16 protein-coding genes are annotated in these 22,147 nt (G+C 73.1%); 10 read left to right on the top strand and 6 right to left on the bottom strand.

Annotated features, from left to right (window positions below; genetic code table 11):
* Positions 1–274: 274 nt before the first annotated feature.
* From ACWEVS_RS23990 to ACWEVS_RS23975, 4 genes are all read left to right on the top strand, one after another.
* Positions 275–1,360 carry a sensor histidine kinase gene (locus ACWEVS_RS23990; RefSeq protein WP_452553355.1) on the top strand — a complete coding sequence of 362 codons (1,086 nt, stop codon included), beginning with the start codon at positions 275–277 and terminating at the stop codon, positions 1,358–1,360.
* Positions 1,357–2,025: a response regulator gene (locus ACWEVS_RS23985; RefSeq protein WP_449918401.1), complete on the top strand. Its 669-nt coding sequence runs from the start codon at positions 1,357–1,359 to the stop codon at positions 2,023–2,025. Before ACWEVS_RS23990 ends, ACWEVS_RS23985 begins: the two co-directional genes overlap by 4 nt.
* 64 nt (positions 2,026–2,089) lie before the next feature.
* Positions 2,090–3,343 carry a cytochrome ubiquinol oxidase subunit I gene (locus ACWEVS_RS23980; protein ID WP_452418403.1) on the top strand — a complete coding sequence of 418 codons (1,254 nt, stop codon included), beginning with the start codon at positions 2,090–2,092 and terminating at the stop codon, positions 3,341–3,343.
* Positions 3,344–3,353: 10 nt separating this feature from the next.
* On the top strand, positions 3,354–4,091 hold the full coding sequence (locus ACWEVS_RS23975; RefSeq protein ID WP_449918407.1) for a cytochrome d ubiquinol oxidase subunit II: 738 nt from the start codon (positions 3,354–3,356) through the stop codon (positions 4,089–4,091).
* 132 nt (positions 4,092–4,223) lie between these two features.
* Here the strand turns inward: ACWEVS_RS23975 and ACWEVS_RS23970 are convergent, their stop codons facing one another.
* The gene (locus ACWEVS_RS23970) at positions 4,224–5,885 is read right to left on the bottom strand and encodes an alpha-amylase family protein (protein ID WP_452553353.1); all 1,662 of its coding nucleotides are present in this window, start codon (positions 5,883–5,885) and stop codon (positions 4,224–4,226) included.
* A 36-nt stretch (positions 5,886–5,921) separates the two neighbouring features.
* Here ACWEVS_RS23970 and ACWEVS_RS23965 point away from each other — a divergent pair, with 36 nt between their 5' ends.
* Positions 5,922–6,263 carry a hypothetical protein gene (locus ACWEVS_RS23965; protein ID WP_452553351.1) on the top strand — a complete coding sequence of 114 codons (342 nt, stop codon included), beginning with the start codon at positions 5,922–5,924 and terminating at the stop codon, positions 6,261–6,263.
* Positions 6,264–6,290: 27 nt separating this feature from the next.
* Positions 6,291–8,501 carry a protein translocase subunit SecD gene (gene secD / locus ACWEVS_RS23960; protein ID WP_452553349.1) on the top strand — a complete coding sequence of 737 codons (2,211 nt, stop codon included), beginning with the start codon at positions 6,291–6,293 and terminating at the stop codon, positions 8,499–8,501.
* Positions 8,502–8,646: 145 nt separating this feature from the next.
* Here secD and ACWEVS_RS23955 read toward each other — a convergent pair whose 3' ends face one another.
* From ACWEVS_RS23955 to ACWEVS_RS23945, 3 genes are all read right to left on the bottom strand, one after another.
* A complete protein-coding gene (locus ACWEVS_RS23955) occupies positions 8,647–9,690 on the bottom strand; it encodes a PAS domain-containing sensor histidine kinase (RefSeq protein WP_452553348.1) in 1,044 nt (347 codons plus the stop codon).
* A 46-nt stretch (positions 9,691–9,736) separates the two neighbouring features.
* Entirely contained in the window at positions 9,737–10,144 is a 408-nt protein-coding gene (locus ACWEVS_RS23950; protein ID WP_449918415.1) for an ATP-binding protein, read from the bottom strand.
* Positions 10,145–10,216: 72 nt separating this feature from the next.
* Positions 10,217–10,852 (bottom strand): response regulator transcription factor, encoded by a 636-nt coding sequence (locus tag ACWEVS_RS23945; RefSeq protein WP_449918418.1) that lies wholly within the window; start codon positions 10,850–10,852, stop codon positions 10,217–10,219.
* Between the two features lie 113 nt (positions 10,853–10,965).
* Here ACWEVS_RS23945 and ACWEVS_RS23940 point away from each other — a divergent pair, with 113 nt between their 5' ends.
* The 3 genes from ACWEVS_RS23940 to ACWEVS_RS23930 all read left to right on the top strand — a co-directional run bounded on the left by ACWEVS_RS23940 (position 10,966) and on the right by ACWEVS_RS23930 (position 13,062).
* Positions 10,966–11,565, top strand: a complete 600-nt coding sequence (locus tag ACWEVS_RS23940; protein ID WP_449918421.1) for an alpha-L-rhamnosidase C-terminal domain-containing protein — start codon at positions 10,966–10,968, stop codon at positions 11,563–11,565.
* A gap of 37 nt (positions 11,566–11,602) precedes the next feature.
* Positions 11,603–11,800 carry an EF-hand domain-containing protein gene (locus ACWEVS_RS23935; protein ID WP_354914402.1) on the top strand — a complete coding sequence of 66 codons (198 nt, stop codon included), beginning with the start codon at positions 11,603–11,605 and terminating at the stop codon, positions 11,798–11,800.
* Positions 11,801–11,874: 74 nt separating this feature from the next.
* Complete coding sequence (locus ACWEVS_RS23930; protein WP_354914400.1) at positions 11,875–13,062, top strand: helix-turn-helix domain-containing protein; 1,188 nt, start codon at positions 11,875–11,877, stop codon at positions 13,060–13,062.
* Here ACWEVS_RS23930 and ccrA read toward each other — a convergent pair.
* Positions 13,028–14,353, bottom strand: a complete 1,326-nt coding sequence (gene ccrA, locus ACWEVS_RS23925; protein WP_452553346.1) for a crotonyl-CoA carboxylase/reductase — start codon at positions 14,351–14,353, stop codon at positions 13,028–13,030. The genes ACWEVS_RS23930 and ccrA overlap by 35 nt on opposite strands.
* On the bottom strand, positions 14,350–20,448 hold the full coding sequence (locus ACWEVS_RS23920) for an SDR family oxidoreductase (protein WP_452553344.1): 6,099 nt from the start codon (positions 20,446–20,448) through the stop codon (positions 14,350–14,352). The genes ccrA and ACWEVS_RS23920 overlap by 4 nt, the downstream gene beginning before the upstream one ends.
* 258 nt (positions 20,449–20,706) lie before the next feature.
* On the opposite strand from ACWEVS_RS23920, the gene ACWEVS_RS23915 reads away from it, so the two are divergent.
* The gene (locus tag ACWEVS_RS23915) at positions 20,707–22,143 is read left to right on the top strand and encodes an alpha/beta hydrolase-fold protein (RefSeq protein ID WP_452553342.1); all 1,437 of its coding nucleotides are present in this window, start codon (positions 20,707–20,709) and stop codon (positions 22,141–22,143) included.
* Positions 22,144–22,147: the final 4 nt, after the last annotated feature.

Here is a 22,147-nt window from a genome sequence, read left to right as displayed (position 1 = left end):
GGGCCGTGAGCGTAGGCGCCGGTGACGGTGTAGACGGCCCCCATGACCAGGGGCGGGAAGTAGCCAGGACGCGTACCGGGCCGACCCTGTCGGACAGGGCGCCGCCGAGCGGCCTGGCGATCACCGCGGCCAGGGAGAAGCCGGCCGCGCGCAGGCCCGACTCGGTCTGGGACAGGTGGAAGCATTTCGCTACGTTCTGCGATGAAGGCGGGGTATGGCCCAGGCGGTGGATCGGGAGGCCGTCCGGCGCCGGTCGGCGCGACAGAATGGACGCATGAGAGTGACGATCGCGGCGGTGACGGTCATCCTGCTCGGGTCCGCGATCACCGCGCTGATGAAGTCAGGCGTCACCCTCACCGCGCTCGACGTCGTCCTGCCGCTGGTGGCGGCCGGCGCGCTGTTCTTCAGGCACCGCCATCCCGTCGCCGTCCTGCTCGTCGTGATGATCGCCACCGCGGTCTACTACCCCCTCTCCGCCCAGGACGGGCCCGTCCTGGTGGCGCCCATGCTCGCCCTCTACACCGCCGCCGACCTCGGGCACCTGGTGGCCGCGGCCACGGTCGCGGCCATGGCGCTGCTGGGCATGGGGCTGGGCGAGACCGGCAGCGTCCGGCACGTCGACGACAGCCTGTTCCTCATGATCGCCGGCTGGATGGTGGCCGTGGTGGCGAGCGGCGGCGTGACCCGCAACCGGCGCGCCTACCTCCAGGAGGCCGAACGGCGGGCCGCCGAGGCCGAGCACAGCAAGGAGGAGGAGGCCAAGCGCAGGGAGACCGAGGAGCGGCTGCGCATCGCGCGTGAGCTGCACGACGTGCTCGGCCACAACATCTCGTCGATCAACGTGCAGGCCGGGGCGGCGCTCCACGGCATCAGGAAACGGCCGGAGGACGCCGAGGCGGCGCTTCGGGCGATCAAGGAGACCAGCAAGGAGACGCTGCGGGAGCTGCGCGCCACCCTGGGCGTCCTGCGGCAGGTGGACGAGGGGGCGCCGACCGCTCCCACGGCTGGGCTGCGGCAGCTCGACGAGCTGGTCCGGCGCACCGGCCTCGACGTCACCAGGCGGGTCTCGCACGGCGACCTTCCCGTCGAGGTGGACCTCGCCGCCGCGCGGATCGTCTCCGAGGCGCTGACGAACGTCTCCCGCCATTCGGCGGCCGGAAGCGCCCGGCTCACCATCACCGAAGAATCCGGAAAGATAGCGATAACAGTGGAAGACGACGGGCCCTCCGCCGTCTTCACGGGAGGAAGCGGGTACGGCGTGCAGGGCATGAAGGAGCGGGCGGCCGCGCTGGGCGGCACGCTGGAGGCGGGGCCGCGCCCCGAGGGCGGCTACCGCGTCGTCGCCGAGCTGCCGCTGTGATCCGCGTCCTGCTGGCCGACGACCAGACGCTGGTGCGGGCCGGGTTCCGGTCCATCCTGTCCGACGAGGACGACATCGAGGTGGTCGCCGAGGCCGCCAACGGCGTCGAGGCCGTGGCCAGGACCCGCGAGCTGCGCCCCGACGTGGTGCTCATGGACATCAGGATGCCCGAGCTCGACGGACTGGAGGCCGGGCGCCAGATCGTCACCGACCCCCGCATGGCCGGCACGAAGGTGATCATCCTCACCACCTTCGACCTCGACGACTACGTGTACGGCGCGCTCAAGGCGGGCGCCAGCGGCTTCCTGGTCAAGGACACCGAGCCCGCCGAGCTCATCCACGCCGTCAGGGTGGTGGCCCGAGGAGACGCGCTCATCGCCCCCTCGATCACCCGCAGGCTCATCGCCGAGTTCGCCGGCCGGGTCAAGCGCCCCGCCCCCGGCCCGGAGCTCAACTCGCTGACCGACCGCGAGCGCGAGGTGCTCGAACTGGTCGCGCACGGCCTGTCGAACGACGAGATCGCCACGCGGCTCGTGCTCAGCCCCGCGACCGCGAAGACCCACGTCAGCCGCATCATGACCAAGCTGAACGTGCGCGACAGGGCCCAGCTGGTCGTCCTGTCCTACGAGGCCGGTCTCGTCACGCCCGGATGGCTTACGCCCTGAGGAGTACCCGCCACGCAACCGTGGGCCGATGCGGCGGCGCATGCCGTACCGGGAGGGTCGGGGCATGGAAACGGTGGACCTGGCCCGCTTGCAGTTCGCGCTGACCGCGGGGGCGCACTTCCTCTTCGTCGCGTTGACGCTCGGACTCGCGACGCTGGTCGCGGTGCTGCAGACGGTGGCGACGCTGACCGGCAGCCCGCTGCACCAGCGCATGGTGCGGTTCTGGGGCCAGCTCTACATCATCAACTACGCCATGGGCATCGTGACGGGGCTGGTGATGGAGTTCCAGTTCGGGATGTCGTGGAGCGGGCTGACGCACTTCGCGGGCAACGTCTTCGGCGCGGCCCTGGCGATCGAGACGCTGGTCGCCTTCTTCGTCGAGTCCACCTTCCTCGGCCTGTGGATCTTCGGCTGGAACCGGCTCAACAAGTGGGCGCACCTGGCGCTGATCTGGATCGTGACGCTGACCGCCTACGCCAGCGCCTTCTGGATCCTGATCGCCAACGGCTTCCTGCAAAACCCCGTCGGCCACCAGGTCGTGGACGGCGTGCTGCGCCTCACCGACTTCGGCGCGCTGACCGCCAACCCCGCCTCGCTCGTCGCCTTCGGGCACGTCCTGAGCGGCGCGATGGTCGTCGCCGGGTTCTTCATGGCCGGGGTGAGCGCCTACCATCTGCGCAGGCGCACCACCGAGCAGGACTTCTTCCGCAAGTCGCTCCGGATCGGCGCCGGCCTGGCCCTGCCCGCCACGCTGGTCACCGCGACCTTCGGCGGCATGGGCTTCCAGACCCTCCAGCCGGGCAAGGCGGCGGCCTGGTCCGGCGGCGCCGACGACCTCGCCCGAATCCAGGCCGACATGGTGGCCCGCTTCGGCCCCGGCGACCACCTGCCGCCCGTCGGCCTGGTGCAGGCCGCGGGCATCACGATGATGCTGCTGTTCGCCGTCATGCTCTTCTTCTCGGCGGCCGGCTTCCTGCTGATGCTGTTCCGGCCCGCCGTCCGCGGGTTGCGGATCTGGCACTGGCTGCTGACCGCGATGATCCCCGTCCCGTTCGTCACGATGCTGGCGGGATGGGTCTTCCGGGAGGTGGGCCGCCAGCCATGGGCGGTGTACGGCCTGCTGACCACGGCCGACGCGATGTCCCCGCTCAGCGCCACGGAGGTGCGCGTCTCCCTGATCGCCTTCAGCGCGGTGTTCGGGGTGCTGATCCTGGTCAACTACTGGCTGCTGGCCAGGACCGCCAGGCGCGGCCCCGACGCCGTCGCCCTGGGCGCCGAACGCCCGATCGAGACCCCCGTTCCCGCCCTGACCTTCTGAGGACGCCACCATGGAGATCTTCGTCCTGGCCTTCTTCGCGCTCGGCTACTTCCTGCTGGCCAGCGCGGACATCGGGGTGGGCATGCTGCTGCCGTACCTCGGGAAGACCGCCACCGAGCGCAGGACCGTCATCGCCGCGATCGCCCCCTTCTTCCTCGGCAACGAGGTGTGGCTGGTGGCGCTGGCCGGCGTGCTCGCCGGGCTGTTCCCCGAGCTGGAGGGTGAGCTGCTGGGCGGCAACTACCTGGCCCTCGTGGCGTTGCTCGTCAGCTGGATCGTGCGCGACATGGGGCTGTGGCTGCGCGGCCGGGTGCCGGCGGCGTGGTGGCAGGCCGGCTGTGACGGGGCGATCGTGGCCGGCTCGTGGGGGCTGGCGCTGGCCTGGGGGGTGATCTTCACGCGGATCCTGCCGGTGCCGGTCGCGGCGGCGCTCGTGGTCGCGGTGCTGTTCGCCATGCACGGGCTGGCGTTCGCGGGGCTGCGGCTGACGGGCCGGTTGCGGGAGCGTGCCGTACGGCTGACCGGAGGGTCCGGCGAGAGGCCCACCTACGCGCTGACGGCGGCCGCGCTGACCGGCATCGTGGTGCTGGCGGGGGCGGACCTCGACCTGGCGGCGTCGGCGGCCGACGGGGCCACGCTGGCGCTGCTGGTGCCGGTGATGCTGGTCCTGATGCCGCTGCTGGTCCTGGCGCAGGCGTGGGTGTGGTGGACCTTCCGCCACCGCGTCACGGGACCCTCCTACCTCTGACCCGGCCCCACCCACCCGCCCTCGCCACCTTCTACGCCTCCGTCATCCAGGGCATGTCGGCCCGGGCCCGCGACGGCGCCACGCGCGAGGAACTGGAGCGGGTGGCACGGCTGGCGATGCCGGCCTACCCGGTCACCGAGCGATGATCGAGGCGTCCTCCGGCGGCATGTCCTCGCGCGGGGCGGCGCGCAGCCAGCGGCAGCCGTGCGGCGCCATCGGCAGCGTCACCCTGCCGTCCTCGACGTCCATGCTTTCGTCGGAGAGCAGGTCGGTGAGCACGCAGTCGCCCCGGTCCTTCAGCAGCAGTTCGACCTCCGTCGCGGTGTCGCCCAGGTTGTGGACGGCCACCACGGTCGCGCCCGCGGCGTCGCAGCGGTGCGCGAAGATGCCCGGGTTGCCGGTCTCCAGCACCGTGTTCTCGCCCCATGCGAGCTCCGGGCACTCCCGGTAGCGCTCGATCAGCAGCTGGAACCAGCGCAGCAGCGAGTCGGGGTCCCGTTTCTGGTCGGCGACGTTGACCCGCTCGGGGGCGAAGCTGCCGCCGGGGATCCCCCGCACGGGCTCGGCCTCGCTGAAACCGCCGCCGCGTGACCACTGCATCGGGGTCCTGACCGCCATCCTGCCCTCTTCGTCGAGGTTGTCACCCATGCCGATCTCCTCGCCGTAGAAGATCACCGGGGTGCCAGGCATGGAGAACAGCAGGCTGTAGGCCATCTTGATCCGGCGCAGGTCACCGCCGAGCATCGAGGGCAGCCGGCGGCGCAGGCCCCTGCCGTAGATCTGCATGCTCTTGTCGGGGCCGAAGGCCTCGAACACCTCCTGCCGTTCCTCCTCGCTGAGCTTGTCCAGGGTCAGCTCGTCGTGGTTGCGGAGGAAGGTCGCCCACTGGCAGTCCTTGGGCGGCATGATGCGCTCGCGCAGCGCCTGGTAGATCGGCTCGGCCTCGTCCCTGGCCAGCGCCAGCCAGATCCGCTGCATGAGGATGAAGTCGAAGCACATCGTGAGCTGGTCGCCGTTGCCGTCGCCGAAGTAGCCGACGAGGTCCTTGTAGGGCATGTTGACCTCGCCCAGCAGGATCGATCCGCCCTCGCGCCGGCACATGAAGGCGCGCAGGTCGGCCAGGAAGGCGTGCGGGTCGGGCAGCTTGTCGCCCACGTTCTCGATGAGGAACGGCACCGCGTCCACCCTGAACCCCGACAGGCCCAGCTCCATCCAGAAGCCGAGGATGCGGGCGATCTCGTCGCGCACCTCCGGGTTGGCGACGTTGAGATCGGGCTGGTGGCGGTAGAAGCTGTGCAGGTAGTGCTGCCCGGTCCGCTCGTCGAACTGCCAGATCGAGTCCTCCTTGTCGGGGAAGACGATCTGGCTGGGGTCGTCGGGTTCGGGCGTGTCGCTCCAGACGTACCAGTCGCGCAACCGCGACTGCTTGCTCGATCGCGAGTCCTTGAACCACGGGTGCTGGTCGGAGGTGTGGTTGACCACCAGGTCGGCGATCACCCTGATCCCCCTGTCGGTCGCGGTGCGCATGAACTCCACGAAGTCGCCGAGCGTGCCGAGCCGGGGGTCGACGCTGTAGAAGTCGGTGATGTCGTAGCCGTCGTCCCTGTTGGGGGTGGGGAAGAAGGGCATGAGCCACAGGCAGGTGATGCCCAGGCTGTGCAGATAGTCGATCTGCTGGGTGAGGCCGCGGAAGTCGCCGACCCCGTCGCCGTTGCCGTCCTTGTAGGTCTCGACGTCGAGACAGTAGATCACCGCGTTCTTCCACCAGAGATCGCTGGTATAGGTCAGGCGCATCCGCCTCCGCTACCCGATCAGGCGTATGGTGAACGCGTGCGGACCAGGTTGCCTGCTGCGCTGCTGCTCCTGCTGTCCACACTGTTCCTGGCCGGCGGGACGCCCCCGCCTGCCCCCGTCGTGGCCGCCGTCCACGCGCAGATCGCCGGAGCGGCCGATCACCAGCAGGTCCTGCCCGACCCCACCAGGCCGCACGCCCACGCGAGCAAGGGCGTGCACGCCACGGGTGGCGGCCTCGCCGTCCTCACCGCCGCCGTTCCGTACGGCCGGCGCGCCGCGCTGACCGCTGTCGCCGGCGCCCGCCCGAGGGCGCTCGGCGGCGAGCACCACGCGAGCGCGCCGGCCCGCGCGCCGCCCACCTCCACACCGCTCTCCTGACCCCATCAAGAGCCTTGTGGAGGCCCCATGTCCCGTGCGCCGTTGTGGCGTGCGGTGGCGGCGCTTGCCGTCATCGCGACTTCGTTGTTCCTAGCCCTGACCATGCCGCCGCGCCTCGGTCTCGACCTGCGCGGCGGCACCCAGCTCGTCTTCGAGACCAGAGACTCGCCCACCGCCAAGGCCGACGCCGAGGCCACCGACCGGGCGCTGGACGTGCTCCAGCGCAGGACGGACGCGCTGGGCGTGGTCGACCCGACCCTCGTCCGCTCGGGCGAGAAGCGCATCATCGTCGAACTGCCGGGCGTGCTCGACCCGCGCAAGGCCGCCGAGGTGATCGGCAGGACCGCGCAGCTGTCCTTCCACCCCGTCCTCGGCGACGACGGCCAGACCCGCGACGAGGACGGCCGGCCGCTCCGTCTCGGGCCGGCCGCGATCAGCGGCGACGGCGTCACCGACGCGGGGGCGGGCACCGACCCGCAGCGCGGCGGCGCCTGGTTCGTCACCGTCGACTTCCGCGAGAGCGCGCCGTGGCAGAAGCTGACCGGCGCGGCCGCCTGCGAGCCCGTCGGCGACCCCAAGCGCAGGGTCGCCATCGTGCTCGACGACAAGGTCATCTCCTCGCCGCAGGTGAACGAGGGGACGCCGTGCCGTACCGGCATCCCCGGGGGTTCCACCGAGATCACCGGCTCCTTCACCCCCGAGGAGGCGAAGAACCTCGCCGTGCTGATCAAGGGCGGTTCGCTGCCCGTGCCGCTGGAGATCGTCGAGCAGCGGACGGTCGGCCCCACCCTCGGCGCCGACGCCATCGCCGCCAGCGCGCAGGCCGCCGTGGTCGGCGTGATCCTGACCGGCGCCTTCATCATCCTGGTCTACCGGGTCGTCGGGCTGCTGGCGGCGATCGCGCTGGTGAGCTACGGCCTCATCTCCTACGCCGCCCTGGTCGCCCTCGGCGCCACGCTCACCCTGCCGGGCCTGGCCGGATTCGTGCTGGCGATCGGCATGGCCGTCGACGCCAACGTGCTGGTCTTCGAGAGAGCCAGGGAGGAGTACGGCCGAGCGGGCCTCAAGTCCGCGCTCGACCAGGGGTTCTCGAAGGCCTGGAGCGCCATCGCCGACTCCAACGTGACCACGCTGCTGGCCGCCGGGCTGCTGTTCTGGCTGGCCTCGGGCCCGGTCAAGGGGTTCGGCGTGACGCTGTCGATCGGTGTGGTCGCCTCGCTGATCTCAGCCATGATCATCACCAGGGCGCTCACCCAGTGGATCATCGGCAGGACGCCGCCGCGAGCCTCGGGTCTCGCCTCGATCGGCAGGGTGCGCGCCTGGCTGACCGCCCGCAGCCCCTTCGTGATGCGGCACGCCCGCCGGTGGCTGGTGGGCGCGGCCGTCCTGGTGCTGGTCGCGGTCGCGGGGCTCGTCTCGCGCGGGCTGAACTTCGGGGTCGAGTTCACCGGAGGGCGGCTCGTCGAGTTCACCACGTCCACGCCGATGACCACGGACACGGCCAGGGCGGCCGTCGCGGGCGCCGGACACCCCTCGGCCGTCGTGCAGAGCTCGGACCAGGGGATCTCGGTGCGGACCGGGCAGATCACCGGCGACGACGTCGAACGCATCCAGCGGGCGCTCGGCGACCGGGTCACCAAGGTGCGCGACGAGCTCATCGGGCCCTCCCTCGGCGCCGAGCTGCGGCGCAACGCGCTGATCGCGCTGGGCGTGGCGCTGGCGGCCCAGCTGGCCTACCTGGCGGTGCGGTTCCGGTGGACGTTCGGCGCGGCGGCCGTGCTGGCGCTGCTCGTCGACACGGCGGCGGTCGTGGGCACGTTCGCCTGGCTCGGCAAGCCGATCGACGGGGTGTTCCTGGCGGCGATGCTGACGATCGTCGGGTACTCGGTGAACGACAAGGTGGTGGTCTTCGACCGGGTGCGCGAGCTGTGGGCGCGGCAGCGGACCAGGCCGTTCCCCCAGGTGGTCAACGAGGCGATCCTGCAGACCGTGCCGCGCACCGTGAACACCGGGCTGGGGGCGCTGTTCATCCTGGCGGCGCTGGCGGTGTTCGGGGGTGACTCGCTGCGGGACTTCGCGATCGCGCTGCTGATCGGGATCGTGGTGGGGACGCTGTCGTCGTCGCTGGTGGCCGGGCCGTTGGCGATCGAGTTCGAGCGGTACAGCAAGCAGCCACCGCCGTCGCCGCCCGCCCGCCGTACCTCCCGGCCCCGCGAGGGCTCCGGCGCGGTCCTCTGACCACCGGCCGGACGGCTCCCTGACGCCCCGGCCCCGCTCCCACCCGCACGGCACGCAGGGTGATGGCGGGGCCGGGGCCCCTACCGGGAGGCGCCGTCGCCCGGCACCGGCGGCCCCACCAGGCGAGGGCCTACCGGTGGGCGGATCACTCGCTCCCTCCGTACGGCAGCGCCGGCACCCAGAACTCCACCGTCGTTCCCCCGCCCGGCTCGCTCCTGATGGCCCACCAGCCTCCGGCCGCCTCCGCGCGTTCGCGCATCTCCAGCAGCCCGAAGTGGTCGCGCCCGGACAGCGTCTCCACGGGCTTGGCGAGGCCGACGCCGTCGTCGGTCACCCTGACGAGCACGCCGTGGTCGGCGGAGACCAGCGACACCTTCACGCTCTTCGCCCGCGCGTGCTTGTGGACGTTGGTGAGCGCCTCCTGCAGGATCCGGAAGATCGTGATGCGCGTTTCGGGCGGCGGCTCGCGGACGAGGTCGTGGCTGACGCTGACGGTGAGGCCGGTGCCCGCCACCGTCTCGTCGAGATAGCCCTGGACGGCGTCGATCAGGTCGTCGTCCAGTCCTGGCGGCCGCAGCCTGAAGGTGAGGCCGCGCAGCCGCTGGACGGCCGCGCTGACGGCCTCGCCGAGCCGTTCGACGGCGTCGGCGTGCTCCGGCGGCACCCGGTCGGCCAGGAGCTGCAGCCGCATCCCGACGGCGACCATCGACTGGATGGTGTCGTCGTGGACGTCCCAGGCGATGCGCCGCCGCTCGCGCTCCTGCGCCTGGACCAGGTGGGCGAGCAGGCGTCCGCGCTCGTCGAAGGCGCGCTCTGCGGTACGGCGCTCGGTCATGTCGCGGGTGACCTTGCCGAAGCCGCGCAGCCGTCCGGACTCGTCGAACAGCGCGGTGATGATGACGTTCGCCCAGAACCTCGTGCCGTCCTTGCGGACCCGCCACCCCTCGTCCTCCAGCCGTCCCTCCGCGATCGCGGTCTCCAGCTCGCGCTCCGGCTTTTTCGCGGCGACGTCCTCGGGCGGGTAGAAGACCGAGAAATGGCGGCCGATGATCTCCTTGGCCGTGTAGCCCTTGACCCGCTCGGCGCCCGCGTTCCAGCTGATGATGTGACCCCGGGGATCCAGCATGAAGATCGCGTAGTCGACGATGCTCTGCACCATCAGGTGGAGGTCTGTGTCGGCGTCGGCCATACCGCAGCATGCCACGCCCACCCCCGCGAGCGGTACGGCACGCATGTCAGCCGACGGCCGCGCCCGCCCTGGCGCCGTCGGAGTCCGTCGCGGCCACCAGCTCGCACCAGACCACCTTGCCGCCGTCCAGCGGGGCGGCACCCCACCGGGCCGACACCTGCTCGACCACGTGCAGGCCCCAGCCGTCACGCGGTCCAGGCTCGCGGGGCGCGGGCAGTTCGGCGGCGGCATCACCCACCTCGATGCGGATCCGCGACTCGTCTCCCGCCAGGCGCAGCAGCGGCGGCCCGTCGCCGTGCAGCAGCGCGTTGGTCACCAGCTCCGAGACGACGAGCAGCACGTCCTCGCGCGCACCACGGTAGGCGGTCTCGACCACGAACCGTCCGGCGATCTCGCGGGCGGCCGTGATGCCGGACAGCTCGGCTTCCAGCCGCTCCTCGATCTCGTATGCCATGCCCCTCACTTTCCCCACCAGGGCGTGGCCTCACGAGACGCAATTTCCCCAGCGGCCAGTAGTGCAGATGCATCAGTCAAGCAGGCCGTCCCTGCGTGCGATGACGACGGCTTCCAGCTTGGAGCGCGCGCCCAGCTTCTCCAGCACCCGCTGGACATGGTTTCGCGCGGTGTTGCGGGCCACGCCGAGCCGGCGGCTGATCTCGACGGTGCTGGCCCCCTCGCCCAGGAGCGCCAGCGTCTGGCGCTCCCGCGCGGTCAGCCCGCCGCCCGGGTGCGCCGCCCTTCCCGTCAGCCGGTCGAGCACGTCGGCCAGCAGGTCGGGCGTGAAGACCATGCCGCCGGCGGCCACCTCGCGGACGGCCGCCTCCAGCTCCTTCAGCCCCGACGACTTGGCGATCAGGCCGGCGCCACCGGCCGCCACGGCCCTGGTGGCCATGGCGGCGCTCACCTCGCCGGCGACCACCAGCACGCGCACCCCGTCGGCGGCCGACGCGAGGCTGCCGATCGCCTCGATCCCGTCGCCGTCGGGCAGCCGCCGATCGAGGAGCACCACGTCGGGCCGCAGGCGTCCGGTCTCGGTGCCCGCCTCCGCGATCGAGACCGCCCTGCCCACCACCTCGATGCCGTCGGCCCGGTCGAGCGCCATGCCGAGCGCCTCGGCGACCATGTCGTGGTCCTCCACGAGCAGCACCCGGATCGACGGCATGGGCTCATTCTCCTTCAGCCCTGGGCTCGTCTGGCGGCCAGGGCGGCGCCGACGCGCTGCACGTCGCCGTCGTCGGCGGGATCGAGGCCGGTCAACGCGGGGTCGCGGGCCTGATGGGCGTCGCGGAGGGGGTGCTCAGGTGGTTCCTGCCGTTCAGGGGCGGCGACGGGCTTCGCCGGTTTCGAGATCTTCTGGGACGGCAGGCGGTACGCCGACAACCTGGTGAGCGGCGCGGCGAGCGAGCACACCGCCGCCGCGGCCGTCTGCGCCGGGATCGTGCCCGCCGGGCGGCTGCCGCTGATCAGGGAGTTCCTGCTGGACCGGGCGGCGCCCTGCTGGGCGCCGCCGACCACGTCGCCGGGCTGTGCAAGGACTGGGCCGCGCTGGGGCAGGGCACCTTCCGCGAGTGCTGGGACGGCGGGTCGTACTGTCACGGCTGGTCGGCCACGCCCAGCAGGGACCTGCTCGTCCACACCCTGGGGATCACGCCCGCCGAGCCCGGCTACGAGAGGGTCAGGATCGCGCCCCGGCTGGGTCACCTGCGCTGGGCGCGCGGTGCCGTACCGTCGCCGCACGGGCTGATCGCGGTCGAGGTACGGGATGACACGATCACGGTGGACTCGCCGGTCCCGTACGAGATCGTGCATCCCGACGGGCGGGTCAGCAGGGGTCAGGGCTCGGGGACCACGGACCTTCACGTCTTGGTCGAGTGAGGGGCGATCGGCGACAAATGAGGCTAACCTCTCGCCCATGAGTGACTACGCGATCACATTCGACCTCGTCGACGCCAACAATGACGGGCTGATCTCCGCCGCGGAACTGGTCCGCCTGATGGAGGTGCTCGGCCAGCCGATCACGATCGAGGCCGCGCAGGCCGGTGTCGCCAGGCTGGACCGCGACGGTGACGGCCTCATCTCGCTGGAGGAGTTCGGCCGCTTCATCCAATAGTTATAAAAACAAGCACTTGCTTCCCAGCTCCTCTGTCAGTTAAGTAACAAGTGGCGACGGGAGGGGTTAAGGGCATGAAGGGTGACTGGAGCGACGGACGCCGCCTCTGGGAGTCCGCTCCCCCCGGCATCGTCCACGGGTTGCGACCCGGCATCGGCAGGCTCTCCGACGAGGTGATCGAGGAGATCCAGGCCCGCATCCCCGAGTACGCGCGGCCGTCGGACGAGATCTACATCAAGGTCGTGCGGAGGGCGGTCGAGGAGGCCATCGGCCGCTTCCTCGACCGCATCGAGAACCCCGACGCCCCCTGGGATCCCGAACCGTTCCGCATGATCGGCAGGGGAGAGGCCGCCGAGGGCCGCAACCTCGAACCGCTGCAGACCGCCATGCGCCTGGGCGCCAGGGTCGGCTGGCGGCGGCTGACCGAGCTGGCCGAGCCGCTCGGCCTGACGCCTCAGTCCCTCTACGACCTCGGCGAGGCGATCTTCGTCTATCTCGACCAGCTCGCCGACGCCGCCGCCGAGGGCTTCGACGAGGCCAGGGCCCACGCGGCAGGCGAGATGGAGCGGCGCCGCCACCGCCTGCTCGACCTGCTGCTCTCCCAGCCGCCCGCCGCCGCCGAGGCGATCGCCGACCTGGCGAAGGCCGCCGGCTGGCGGCTGCCGAGGACCGTGGCGGGCGTCGCGCTCGACGACCAGAACGGCACCCCGTCCCTGCCTCCGGACGTCCTCGTCGGCCTCGACCGTCCCCAGCCGTGCCTGCTCGTCCCCGACCCCAACGGTCCCGGCCGGCCGCAGATGCTGGAGAAGAGCCTGCGCGGATGGCGGGCGGCGGTCGGCCCCGCCGTCCCGCTGGAACGGGCGGCCGTCTCGCTGCGCTGGGCCACCGAGGCGCTCGACCTGGCCCGCCGCGGGGTGCTGCCGCGCGCCAGGGGCCCGCTGCGCTGCGCCGACCACATGTCGACCCTCATCGTCTTCAAGGACGAGGACCTGGTCGGCGCGCTGGCGCAGACCCGGCTGGCCCCGCTCGCGCACCTGCGCAAGTCGCAGCAGGACCGGCTGGCCGAGACACTGCTGGCCTGGCTGCGCTACGGCAGAGGCGCCGGCGAGGTGGCCGCCAGGCTGCACGTCCACCCGCAGACCGTCCGCTACCGGCTGCGGCAGCTCGAAGAGCTCTACGGCGACCAGCTCGGCGACCCCGACGTCCGCTTCGAGCTGGAGATCGTCCTCAGGGCGAGGCAGGCCAGGACCGGAACAGCCTGAGGCTGTCCTCGCCGACCCGCTCGCGCAGCGCGTGGTCCTCGACGCCCAGGTCCTCCTCCGGCGCCAGGCACAGCACGCCCACCTTGCCCACGTGCTCGTTGGTCTGGACGGCCCGCGCCGCGTCGCCCGCCCGCTCCAGCGGGTAGACCCGGGAGAGCGTCGGATGGATCATCCCGAGCGAGATCAGCCGGTTGATCTCGGCGCATTCCTGGTAGTTCGCGCCGTGCGAGCCGATGATCCGCTTGAGCTTCATCCACAGGTGCCTGTTGTCGTAGGCGTGCTCGAACCCGCTGGAGGAGCCGCAGGTGACCACCGAGCCGCCCTTCCTCGCGACGTAGACGGACGCGCCGAAGGTCTCCCTGCCCGTGTGCTCGAAGACGATCGCCGGGTCCTCGCCGACCTGCCTGCGCACCTCCGCCCCGAGCCTGCGCCACGCCTTCTCGTCGTCGAGGTGCTCGAACTGGGTGCGGTCCACGACGTGCTCGCAGCCCATCCGGTGCAGCAGCTCGGCCTTCTCCGGCGAGCTGACCACCCCGACCGGGATGCCGCCGCCGTTCCTGACGAGCTGCACGCCGTACGCGCCGAGGCCGCCCGTCGCGCCCCACAGCAGCACCACGTCGCCCTGCTTCATCCGCGAGCCGTGCTCGCCCACCAGCATGCGGTAGGCGGTGGACGCGCACAGCATGTTGCACGCGGCCTCCTCCCAGCTCAGGTGGGGCGGCTTGGGCAGTAACTGGGTCGCCTTCACCACGGCGAACTCCGCCAGGCCGCCGAAGTTCGTCTCGAACCCCCACGCCCGCAGGTCGCCGCCCAGCATCCCGTCGTGGTGGGTGATCGGGTCCTCGCCGTCCACGTACGCCGGGCTGGTCACCACCCGGTCACCGATGCGCCAGCGCCGTACGGCCGTGCCCGTCCTGACGACCACCCCTGCCGCGTCGGACCCGAGCACGTGCGTGTCCAGGTCGTGCCGTGGATCGGTCCTGCCGAACCGCTCGAGGAAGGCGAAGGTCGGGATCGGCTCGAACATCGCCGACCAGACGGTGTTGAAGTTGATCGCGCTGGCCATGACCGCGACCAGCACCTCGTCGGGGGCCAGCGGCGGCATCGGAACCTCGCCCACGTGCATCGACCTGCGCACGTCCTTGTCCACCCCCTTCGCCCCGTGCGGCGTCCTGCCGAACATGCCGACCTCGTCCTTGCGGATGTAGGTGGCCTTGTAGGTCGAGGGGACCCGCGCGTGCTCGAGCTCTTCGGGATCCGCGCCCTCGATCACTGCCTGTACCAGCGTCATGGAAGACCTCTCAGGTGTGCGGCGACGATCTCTACGTACGGGGGGTCGAGCAGGTTGAGATGGTGCGAGCCGGGGACGGGGACGATCTCCAGATCCTCGGCGTAGGGGGCGAACCCCCTGGCGGGGTCGTCCCGGTGCGCGTAGCGGGCGTCCTCGACGGCCCACGGGGTCGGCTCGGTGGAGCGGTAGAGGACGACCCTCCCCCGGTACGGCCCGCAGCGGTAGCGCTCGATGGCCAGGGTGTCCTCGTGGGAGGTGCGCTGGTGGCGCAGGATGGCGGGGCTCAGGGCGGCCAGGACCCCCGACTCCTCGACCCGCGCCTCGGTGAGCGCGAGCTGGCCGGGCTCGTCGAGGTCCTTCAGGTCGTCGTAGGAGAGGGCGACCGCGGCGCCGTAGGTGTCCCGGAGGTACCGCGCGAAGTCGGCGTACCGCCGGGCGCGCACCTGGGTGAGCGTGGCGGGATCGAGCCGGTCGGGAAGCCCCGAGTCGATCATCGCGACCAGCTCGACGGCGTCGTCACCTAGTTGCCTGGCGATCTCGAAGGCCACGATCCCGCCGAACGACCAGCCGCCGAGGCGGTAGGGGCCGGGGCAGGTGCGGGTGATGGCCTCGGCGTAGGCGGCGGCGCGCTCGGGGATGCCGGCCGTGCCGTCCAGCCGTTCCAGGCCGAGCACGGGGGTGTCGAGGAGGGAGGCGAGCCGCCGGTAGACGCCCGTCGTGCCGCCCGCCGGGTGCGCCAGGAACAGCGGCGCCGCCCGGCCGGTGGCGCGGCCCGGCCGGGTGAGCGGCCGGACGACGCCCTGCCCGGCCTCCCGCTCGTCCGCCGCGCGCACCGCGTCGGCCAACTCGGCGACGGTCATCCCATCCGCCCGGAGACCCAGCTCGGCGGGCGCCGCGCCAACCGCCCGGAGACCCGGCTCGGCGGGCATCACCCCAACCGCCCGGAGACCCAGCTCGGCGGGCGCCGCGCCGCCCGCCCGGAGACCCGCCCCGGCATCCGTCGCCCCGCCCGCCCGGAAGCCCGCCTCGCTTGCCACGGTGGTCGCCACCTCGGCGGGGAGGACCTCGTCGAGGCGCGGCGCGCGCCCCAGGACCTGCTCGGCCACCCTCACGACCAGCCGCTCGGCCGCGTCCCTCGGCGCCGTCTCCACGGCGGTCGCCCGGCCTTCCCGTCCGCCCGGCTCGGGGCCGAGCGCGCCGCCCTGCACCGGGCCCAGCGCGGCGCCCGGCTCGAGGCCCAGCGCGCCGCCCGGCTCGGGGCCCGCCTCGATGCCCAGCTCGGCCGCGACCGCCCGCGCCACCTCGCCCAGCGTGGCGCCCCTGAGCAGCAGCCCGGCCGGCACCGCCACCCCGAAGTCGTGCTCGAACGTCCCGCGCAGCCGCGTCGCCGCCAGCGAGTCCAGCCCCAGGTCCGTCAGCACCGCGTGCTCCCCCGGCCACCCGCCCCGGTCGCCCGACCGGCCGGCGTCGAACCCCAGCACGCCCGCCACCCGCTCCCGCACCCGCGCGTGGATCACCCGCATCGCCTCGCCCGGCGCCAGCTCGCCCAGGTCACGCCGCCGCTCCGCCACTCCCTCGACCACCATCGAGAAGTACGGCATGCGTCCCACCCGGGGGAACACCGCCATCGCCGCCGCCGGATCGAGCCTGACCACCCCCGCCGACAGTTCCCGCCGCAGCAGCGCCTCCAGCGCCTCGATCCCCTCCTCGGGGGTGAGCGGCGTGACGGCCGGCAACGGGTCGGCCCCGGCCCACGTCCCCCAGCTGATCGACACGGCCGGCAGCCCCTCCGCCCTGCGCAGGTCGCACAGCGCGTCCAGGTAGGCGTTCGCCATGCCGTACGCGGCCTGCCCCGGCGAGCCGAGCAGGGCCGCCGCCGAGGAGAAGGCCACCCACCAGTCGAGGGCACGGTCGCGCGTCGCCTGGTGCAGCCGCCACCCGCCGGTCGCCTTGGCCGCCCACACCCGTTCGACCGACGCCGCGGTCAGTGCGGTGACCAGCCGGTCGTCCAGCACGCCCGCCGCGTGGACGACCCCGCGCAGCGGGACTCCCCCTTCCGTCACGGCCGCCACCAGCCGTTCCGCCGTGCCCTCCGCGGCGAGGTCGCCCGTGACCACCTCGACCGCGGGCAGCGCGGCGAGCCGGGCGGCGGCCTCGGCGGACGGTCCGGCCCGGCCGTTCAGCACGACCCTGGCCGCGCCCCTGTCCACCAGCCAGCGCGCCACGAGCAGGCCGAGCGCGCCGTACCCGCCGCTGATCAGGTAGCCGCCGCCCTCCCGCACCACCGGGGGACGTCCTGGACGGTCGGCGACGAGCTCGGCGCGGCGCAGGCGGGCGGCGTAGCGGACGCCGTCGCGCCAGGCCACCTCGTCGTCGTCGCCGTCGTGCGTGAGCTCGCGCGCCAGCACGGAGAGGTCGTCGACGTCGATCAGCGTCGCCCTCAGCTCGGGATGCTCCAGCGCCAGCACCCTGACCACGCCGCGCAGGGAGGCGGCCGCCGGGTCGCCGCGTTCCCCCTCCAGGACGGCCTGCGCCCGCTCGGTGACGATCCTGAGCCGCCTGCCGTCCCCGGCCAGCCGCGCCAGCCGCAGCAGCACGCCCGGCGGGTCGGCGTCCGCCCCCACCAGCACGAGCGGGTCGCCGTCTGGCCCCGCGGGCAGGAACGAGGCCAGGCGGGCGGCTCGCGGATCCCCCTCATCGGCCAGGATGAGCCATGCGCGAGCCGGCGCCGCCTGGTCGTCCGCCAGCGGGGCCGGGGCCCAGATCCGTTCGACGAGCTTGTCGGCCAGCCGTACCGGCACGCCGGTCTCCGGGATCTCAGCCGTCTCGATTCCCTCAATTGTCCCGTCTACACAGAACCGCCCGATTCTTTCCTTCGCATCGGCCGACGGGCCCGCGCCCGCCGAGCCGTACAGCTTCCACACCCCGGCCGCGTCCTTGGCGTGCACCTCGACGCGCCCCCCTGCCCGCGTGACGGTGATCCGCGCCGGCAACGGCAGCAGCCCGTACAACGCGACGTTCTCCACGGCCGTGCCGCCCGTCGCCGCCAGCGCCAGCCGGGCCACCGCCTCCACCGGCAGCACCGCGTGCCCGTCGCGGTGCCAGGTCGCGGGATCCAGCTGCCAGGGCGGCTCGGACAGGTCGTCCAGCTCGGTGGACCAGCCGTGCCCGGCGGGCGTCTCCACGTGCGCGCCCAGCACCGGATGCCCGCCGGCGGCCCGCGGGCGTTCCGGCGCCCAGTGCCGCTCCCGCCGCCAGCGCGGGCGCGGCACGTCCACCACCCGCCCGTCCACATCCGGCGGTACGGCGGCCGCCACCCTGGCCACCTGCTCCTCGAACCCCCGCGCCGCCCCGTCCCGCACGCCCGCGGCGGCGGAGCGCGGCCGGGCGAGCGAATGGGTCACCAGCGCGCCAGGAAGGCTGTCCCGGAGCGCGGCGGCCAGCACCGGATGCGGCCCGATCTCGGTGAACACGGTGTGCCCGTCCTCCGCCGCGGCGCCGACCGCCTGCGCCAGCCGGACCGGCCGCCTGATGCCCGCCGCCCAGTAGGCGGGCTCGAACGTCGGCGTCTCCCGCGGGTCGTCCAGCACCGTCGAGTAGAACGGCACCTCCGGCTTCCCCGGCACGATCGCCGCCAGCTCCGCCCTCAGCCGCGGCTGCAACGGTTTGACCTGCGGCGAATGCCCCGCCCCTTCCGACGTCAGCACTCTCGCGTAGCGCCCGTCCGCCTCCACCCGCGCCGCGAACCGCGCCACCGCCTGCTGGTCGCCCGTGACCACGGTCTGCGTCGGCGAGGAGTAGACGGCGACGTGCAGGTCGGACGGCACCTCCTCGGCGGCGGCCTCCAGCACGGCCATCGCGCCGCCCCCGCCCAGAGAGCCCAGCAACCCCGCCCGCCGGCAGATCACCCGGACCCCGTCGTGGAGCCCCAGCCCGCCCGCGACGACGGCCGCCGCGACCTCGCCCATGGAGTGTCCGATGACGGCCGCGGGCCGCACCCCGTACGCCGTCCACAGCCGGCTGAGCGCGATCTGCACGGCGAAGATCATGGGCTGCAGGTGGGCGACGCCGTCCGCCTCCCAGGTGTGCAGGTCGATGCCCGCCTCGGCGCGCAGGAGCGGCGCCAGCTCGTCGACGGCGTCCCGGAAGGCGGGCTCGGCGGCGTAGAGGTCGCGTCCCATGCCCGGCCACTGCGCGCCGTACCCGCTGAAGACCCACACCGGCCCCCGCCCCCCGGTGGGCACGGGCTCGACGGTCGCGAGCGCGGCGGCCAGCTCGCCGGCGGTCCTGGCCACGGCGGCGGCGCCCACCCGGCCCCGGCCCGCCCGGCGGGCCAGCGTGTGGGCGACGTCCCGCAGCCAGGAGCCGGACGGCTCCGGACGGGCGGTGAGCCAGGCGGCGAGATCGGCGGCCTGCGCCCGGACCCGGTCGGCGGTGACGTCGCTCAGGACGAACACCCGCGCCGCAGCCGTCCCGTCCTTCGGCGGGGCCGGCACCGGTGAGTGGACCGGGAGGAAGGCGTCCAGGACCACGTGGGCGTTCGTGCCGCCGAAGCCGAACGACGACACCCCCGCCCGCGCGTCGGCGCGCGGCCAGGCCGTCGGCTCGGTGACGACCGACAGCGTGTCCCAGGGCACGTGCGGGTTCGGCGTGCGGAAGTGCAGGCTGGGCGGGATGAGCCCGTGGTGCAGCGCCAGCACCGTCTTGATGAAGCCGGTCACCCCCGCCGCCGCCTCCAGGTGGCCGAGGTTGGTCTTCACCGAGCCGAGCAGGACCGGCCCGGGGACGGCGGCGGCGATGGCGCCGGCCTCGATGGGGTCGCCGAGGAAGGTGCCGGTGCCGTGCGCCTCGATGTAGTCGGGCCCCCTGTCGAGCCCCGCGTAGACGGTGCGGAGGAGGTCCTGCTGGGCGTCGGGGTTCGGGGCGACCAGGCCGTTGGAGCGGCCGTCCTGGTTCACGGCCGACGCGGTGACCACCGCGAGGACCCTGTCGTCGTCGCGGAGAGCGTCGGACAGGCGTTTGAGCACGACGACGCCGCAGCCCTCGGCCCGCACCATCCCGTCGGCCGACGCGTCGAACGCCTTGCACCTGCCGTCCGGCGCCGTGCCGCCGGCCCGGTCGAAGGCCATGGTGACGACCGGGGAGAGCAGCAGGTTCACGCCTGCGGCCAGGGCCAGGTCGCTCTCCCCCGCGCGCAGGCTGGTCACGGCCAGGTGGACGGCCACGAGCGAGGACGAGCAGGCGGTGTCGACCGCCATGGACGGCCCGCGCAGGTCGAGCAGGTACGACAGCCGGTTGGCCGCGATGCTGAAGGCGGCGCCGGTGGCCGTCCACGCGTCCACGGCGGCGGGGTCGGCGGTGGTGAGGTGGGCGTACTCGTTGCCCGAGATGCCGACGAACGCCGCGGTACGGCTGCCGCGCAACGAGCGCGGCGCGATGCCGCCGTGTTCCAGCGCCTCCCACGCCGTCTCCAGCAGCAGCCGCTGCTGGGGGTCCATCGTGGCGGCCTCGCCCGGCGGGATGCCGAAGAACTCGGCGTCGAACCCCTCGATGCCGTCGAGGAAGCCGCCGTGCCTGGTGGTGCGGTCGAGGGCGGCGGCGGTGCGGGCCGTACCGTCGTCGAACCGTTCCCAGCGCCCTTCGGGGACCGTCCGTACGGCGTCGCGGCCCTGGAGGAGAAGGTCCCAGAACGCCTCGGGCCCGTCGGCGCCCGGCAGGCGGCACCCCACCCCCACCACGGCGATCGGCTCGGGCCCGCCGGACAGGCGCTCGTCCGGGCCGGGTACCGCCTCGGGCGCGCGTCCGCCGGTGGGGCGGAGGGGGTGGGCCGGTGAGCGTCCCGCGGCCGGATCGGCGAGCGCGCCCGTGGCCAGCGCCGCGGCGAGCCGGTTGATCGTCGGGTGTTCCCACACCAGGGTCGGCGCCAGCTCGCGCCCGACGAGCTCGGCCAGTTCCCCCGCGATCCCCGTCGCGTCCCGCGACGACAGCCCGAACTCCTCCAGCGGCCGGTCGGGGTCCACCTCGGTCAGGGCACACCGGGAGGAGATCCGCTCCGTCAGGAAGCGTCGGATGTCGCCTTCACCGAGTTCGTCCACGGGCGCTCCCATGCTGCCGGGGGTGATCGGTCAACTTACCGAGACGAACCATCCAGGAGCAGGCCGTAGCGGAACATTCCTCCAGTTCGTTTTTGTCACGCGGGTGATAATTGTCCGCGGAGCGCAAGCCGTAGCGCCTTTTCGTTGCCTGCGGTGATAGCTGCCGCCCGCGGGCACCGCCTAGCCTCGCCTCCACGCTGAGGAGGGCCGATGAGGGCCGATGAGGGCCGATGAGGGCTGAGGACGGTGATGGGCATCATGCGATCCAGGGGCTTGCTGGCCGTGGCGCTGGCGTCGGTGCTGGTCATGGGCTCGTCGGCCGGTCCCGCGCTGGCCGATCCCGACTGGTCGCTGGTCCCGGACGGGCAGACCGGGCAGGAGCGGCCGGCCGCCGACCGCCGCGGCGAGCCGGCGAGACCGGCCACGGCCGACGGGCGGAGCGAGCCCGAGGAGCCGGGCGGCCGGCCACCCGGCAGCGGCCAGGCCGAGCAGCCGGGAGAGGTGCCCCCGCAGGACGGCACCGCCGGCGACCCCTTCCCCGGCGACCCGAACGGCAGGCCGCCGTCCAAGGCCCCGCAGCCGCGACGCACGCAGGAGCCGGCGCGACAGCAGGCTCCGCCGGGCGACGCCGGAGACCCCCGCTACGCCCCCTGGCAGAAGGCGCTGAAAGGTCCGGCGAGGGTGGTGAGGGAACGCCGGCTCGGCCCGCGGATGCTGGACATCCTCATCTCCTCGCCGTCGATCGGCCGGATGATGCCCGTCCGCCTGCTCCTCCCCAGGGGCTGGTCGAAGTCCGCCAAGCGCACCTGGCCCGTCCTCTACCTCCTGCACGGCGGCGCCGACAACTACACCGCGTGGACCAGGATGACCGACGTCGCCTCCTTCACCGAGAACGTCGACGCGATCATCGTGATGCCCGAGGCGGGCCGCGCCGGCAACTACTCCGACTGGTTCAACGGCGGCCGTGGCGGCAGCCCCGCCTGGGCGACCTTCCACACCCAGGAGGTGCGGCGGCTGCTGGAGATCGGCTACCGCGCCGGCACCCGCAGGGCGATCGCGGGGCTGTCGATGGGCGCCTACGGGGCGGTGAAGTACGCGGCGCAGAACCCCGGCATGTTCGGGTTCGTCGGCGCCTTCAGCGGCATCATGGCCACCCAGCTGCCCGGCATCCCGCAGATCATCCAGAACGCCCAGCTCAGCGAGGGTCACGACCCGAACGCGCTGTGGGGCGACCCGGCCGGGAACAAGGACGTCTGGGCCGCCAACGACCCCCTGGTGCTCGCGCCGAACCTCAGGGGCACCGCGATCTACATGTCCAGCGGCACCAACAGCTTCCTGGGCCCGCTGGACCCGCCCGGCTCGCCGTGGCATCCCGCCCATCTGGGCGAGCCCATCTCCGCCTACACCGCGAAGGCGCTGAGCAAGCGGCTGGATCGGCTCGGCATCAAGCACACCATGAACATGTACGGCAACGGCACCCACACCTGGCCGTACTGGAACAGGGAGTTCAAGAACTCCTTCCCGATGGCCCTGCGCGCCCTCGGCCTGAGGGGCGGCGGGGATCCCTCGGCGGCGACGATGCGGGACGAGCGCGAGTGGGAGTACGACGACCCGCTGCCGCCGATCACGCCGCCCGACGCCGTCCAGCCGGGCCCGCTTCCTCTCGGTGTCATGAACTGGACGCTGCAGCGGTGACACT

The sequence above is a fragment of the Nonomuraea sp. NPDC003754 genome (assembly GCF_053605785.1).
This window is presented reverse-complemented; position numbering and strand designations above follow the sequence as displayed.

What these genes read in the sequence shown, in the direction of transcription:
- ACWEVS_RS23975 (WP_449918407.1), top strand. Translation starts at nt 3,354, where the DNA reads ATGGAGATCTTCGTCCTGGCCTTCTTCGCGCTCGGCTACTTCCTGCTG.
- secD (WP_452553349.1), top strand. Translation starts at nt 6,291, where the DNA reads ATGTCCCGTGCGCCGTTGTGGCGTGCGGTGGCGGCGCTTGCCGTCATC.
- ACWEVS_RS23970 (WP_452553353.1), bottom strand. Translation starts at nt 5,885, where the DNA reads ATGCGCCTGACCTATACCAGCGATCTCTGGTGGAAGAACGCGGTGATC.
- ACWEVS_RS23990 (WP_452553355.1), top strand. Translation starts at nt 275, where the DNA reads ATGAGAGTGACGATCGCGGCGGTGACGGTCATCCTGCTCGGGTCCGCG.
- ACWEVS_RS23935 (WP_354914402.1), top strand. Translation starts at nt 11,603, where the DNA reads ATGAGTGACTACGCGATCACATTCGACCTCGTCGACGCCAACAATGAC.
- ACWEVS_RS23955 (WP_452553348.1), bottom strand. Translation starts at nt 9,690, where the DNA reads ATGGCCGACGCCGACACAGACCTCCACCTGATGGTGCAGAGCATCGTC.
- ACWEVS_RS23945 (WP_449918418.1), bottom strand. Translation starts at nt 10,852, where the DNA reads ATGCCGTCGATCCGGGTGCTGCTCGTGGAGGACCACGACATGGTCGCC.
- ACWEVS_RS23950 (WP_449918415.1), bottom strand. Translation starts at nt 10,144, where the DNA reads ATGGCATACGAGATCGAGGAGCGGCTGGAAGCCGAGCTGTCCGGCATC.
- ACWEVS_RS23930 (WP_354914400.1), top strand. Translation starts at nt 11,875, where the DNA reads ATGAAGGGTGACTGGAGCGACGGACGCCGCCTCTGGGAGTCCGCTCCC.
- ccrA (WP_452553346.1), bottom strand. Translation starts at nt 14,353, where the DNA reads ATGACGCTGGTACAGGCAGTGATCGAGGGCGCGGATCCCGAAGAGCTC.
- ACWEVS_RS23980 (WP_452418403.1), top strand. Translation starts at nt 2,090, where the DNA reads ATGGAAACGGTGGACCTGGCCCGCTTGCAGTTCGCGCTGACCGCGGGG.
- ACWEVS_RS23940 (WP_449918421.1), top strand. Translation starts at nt 10,966, where the DNA reads ATGGGCGTCGCGGAGGGGGTGCTCAGGTGGTTCCTGCCGTTCAGGGGC.
- ACWEVS_RS23915 (WP_452553342.1), top strand. Translation starts at nt 20,707, where the DNA reads ATGCGATCCAGGGGCTTGCTGGCCGTGGCGCTGGCGTCGGTGCTGGTC.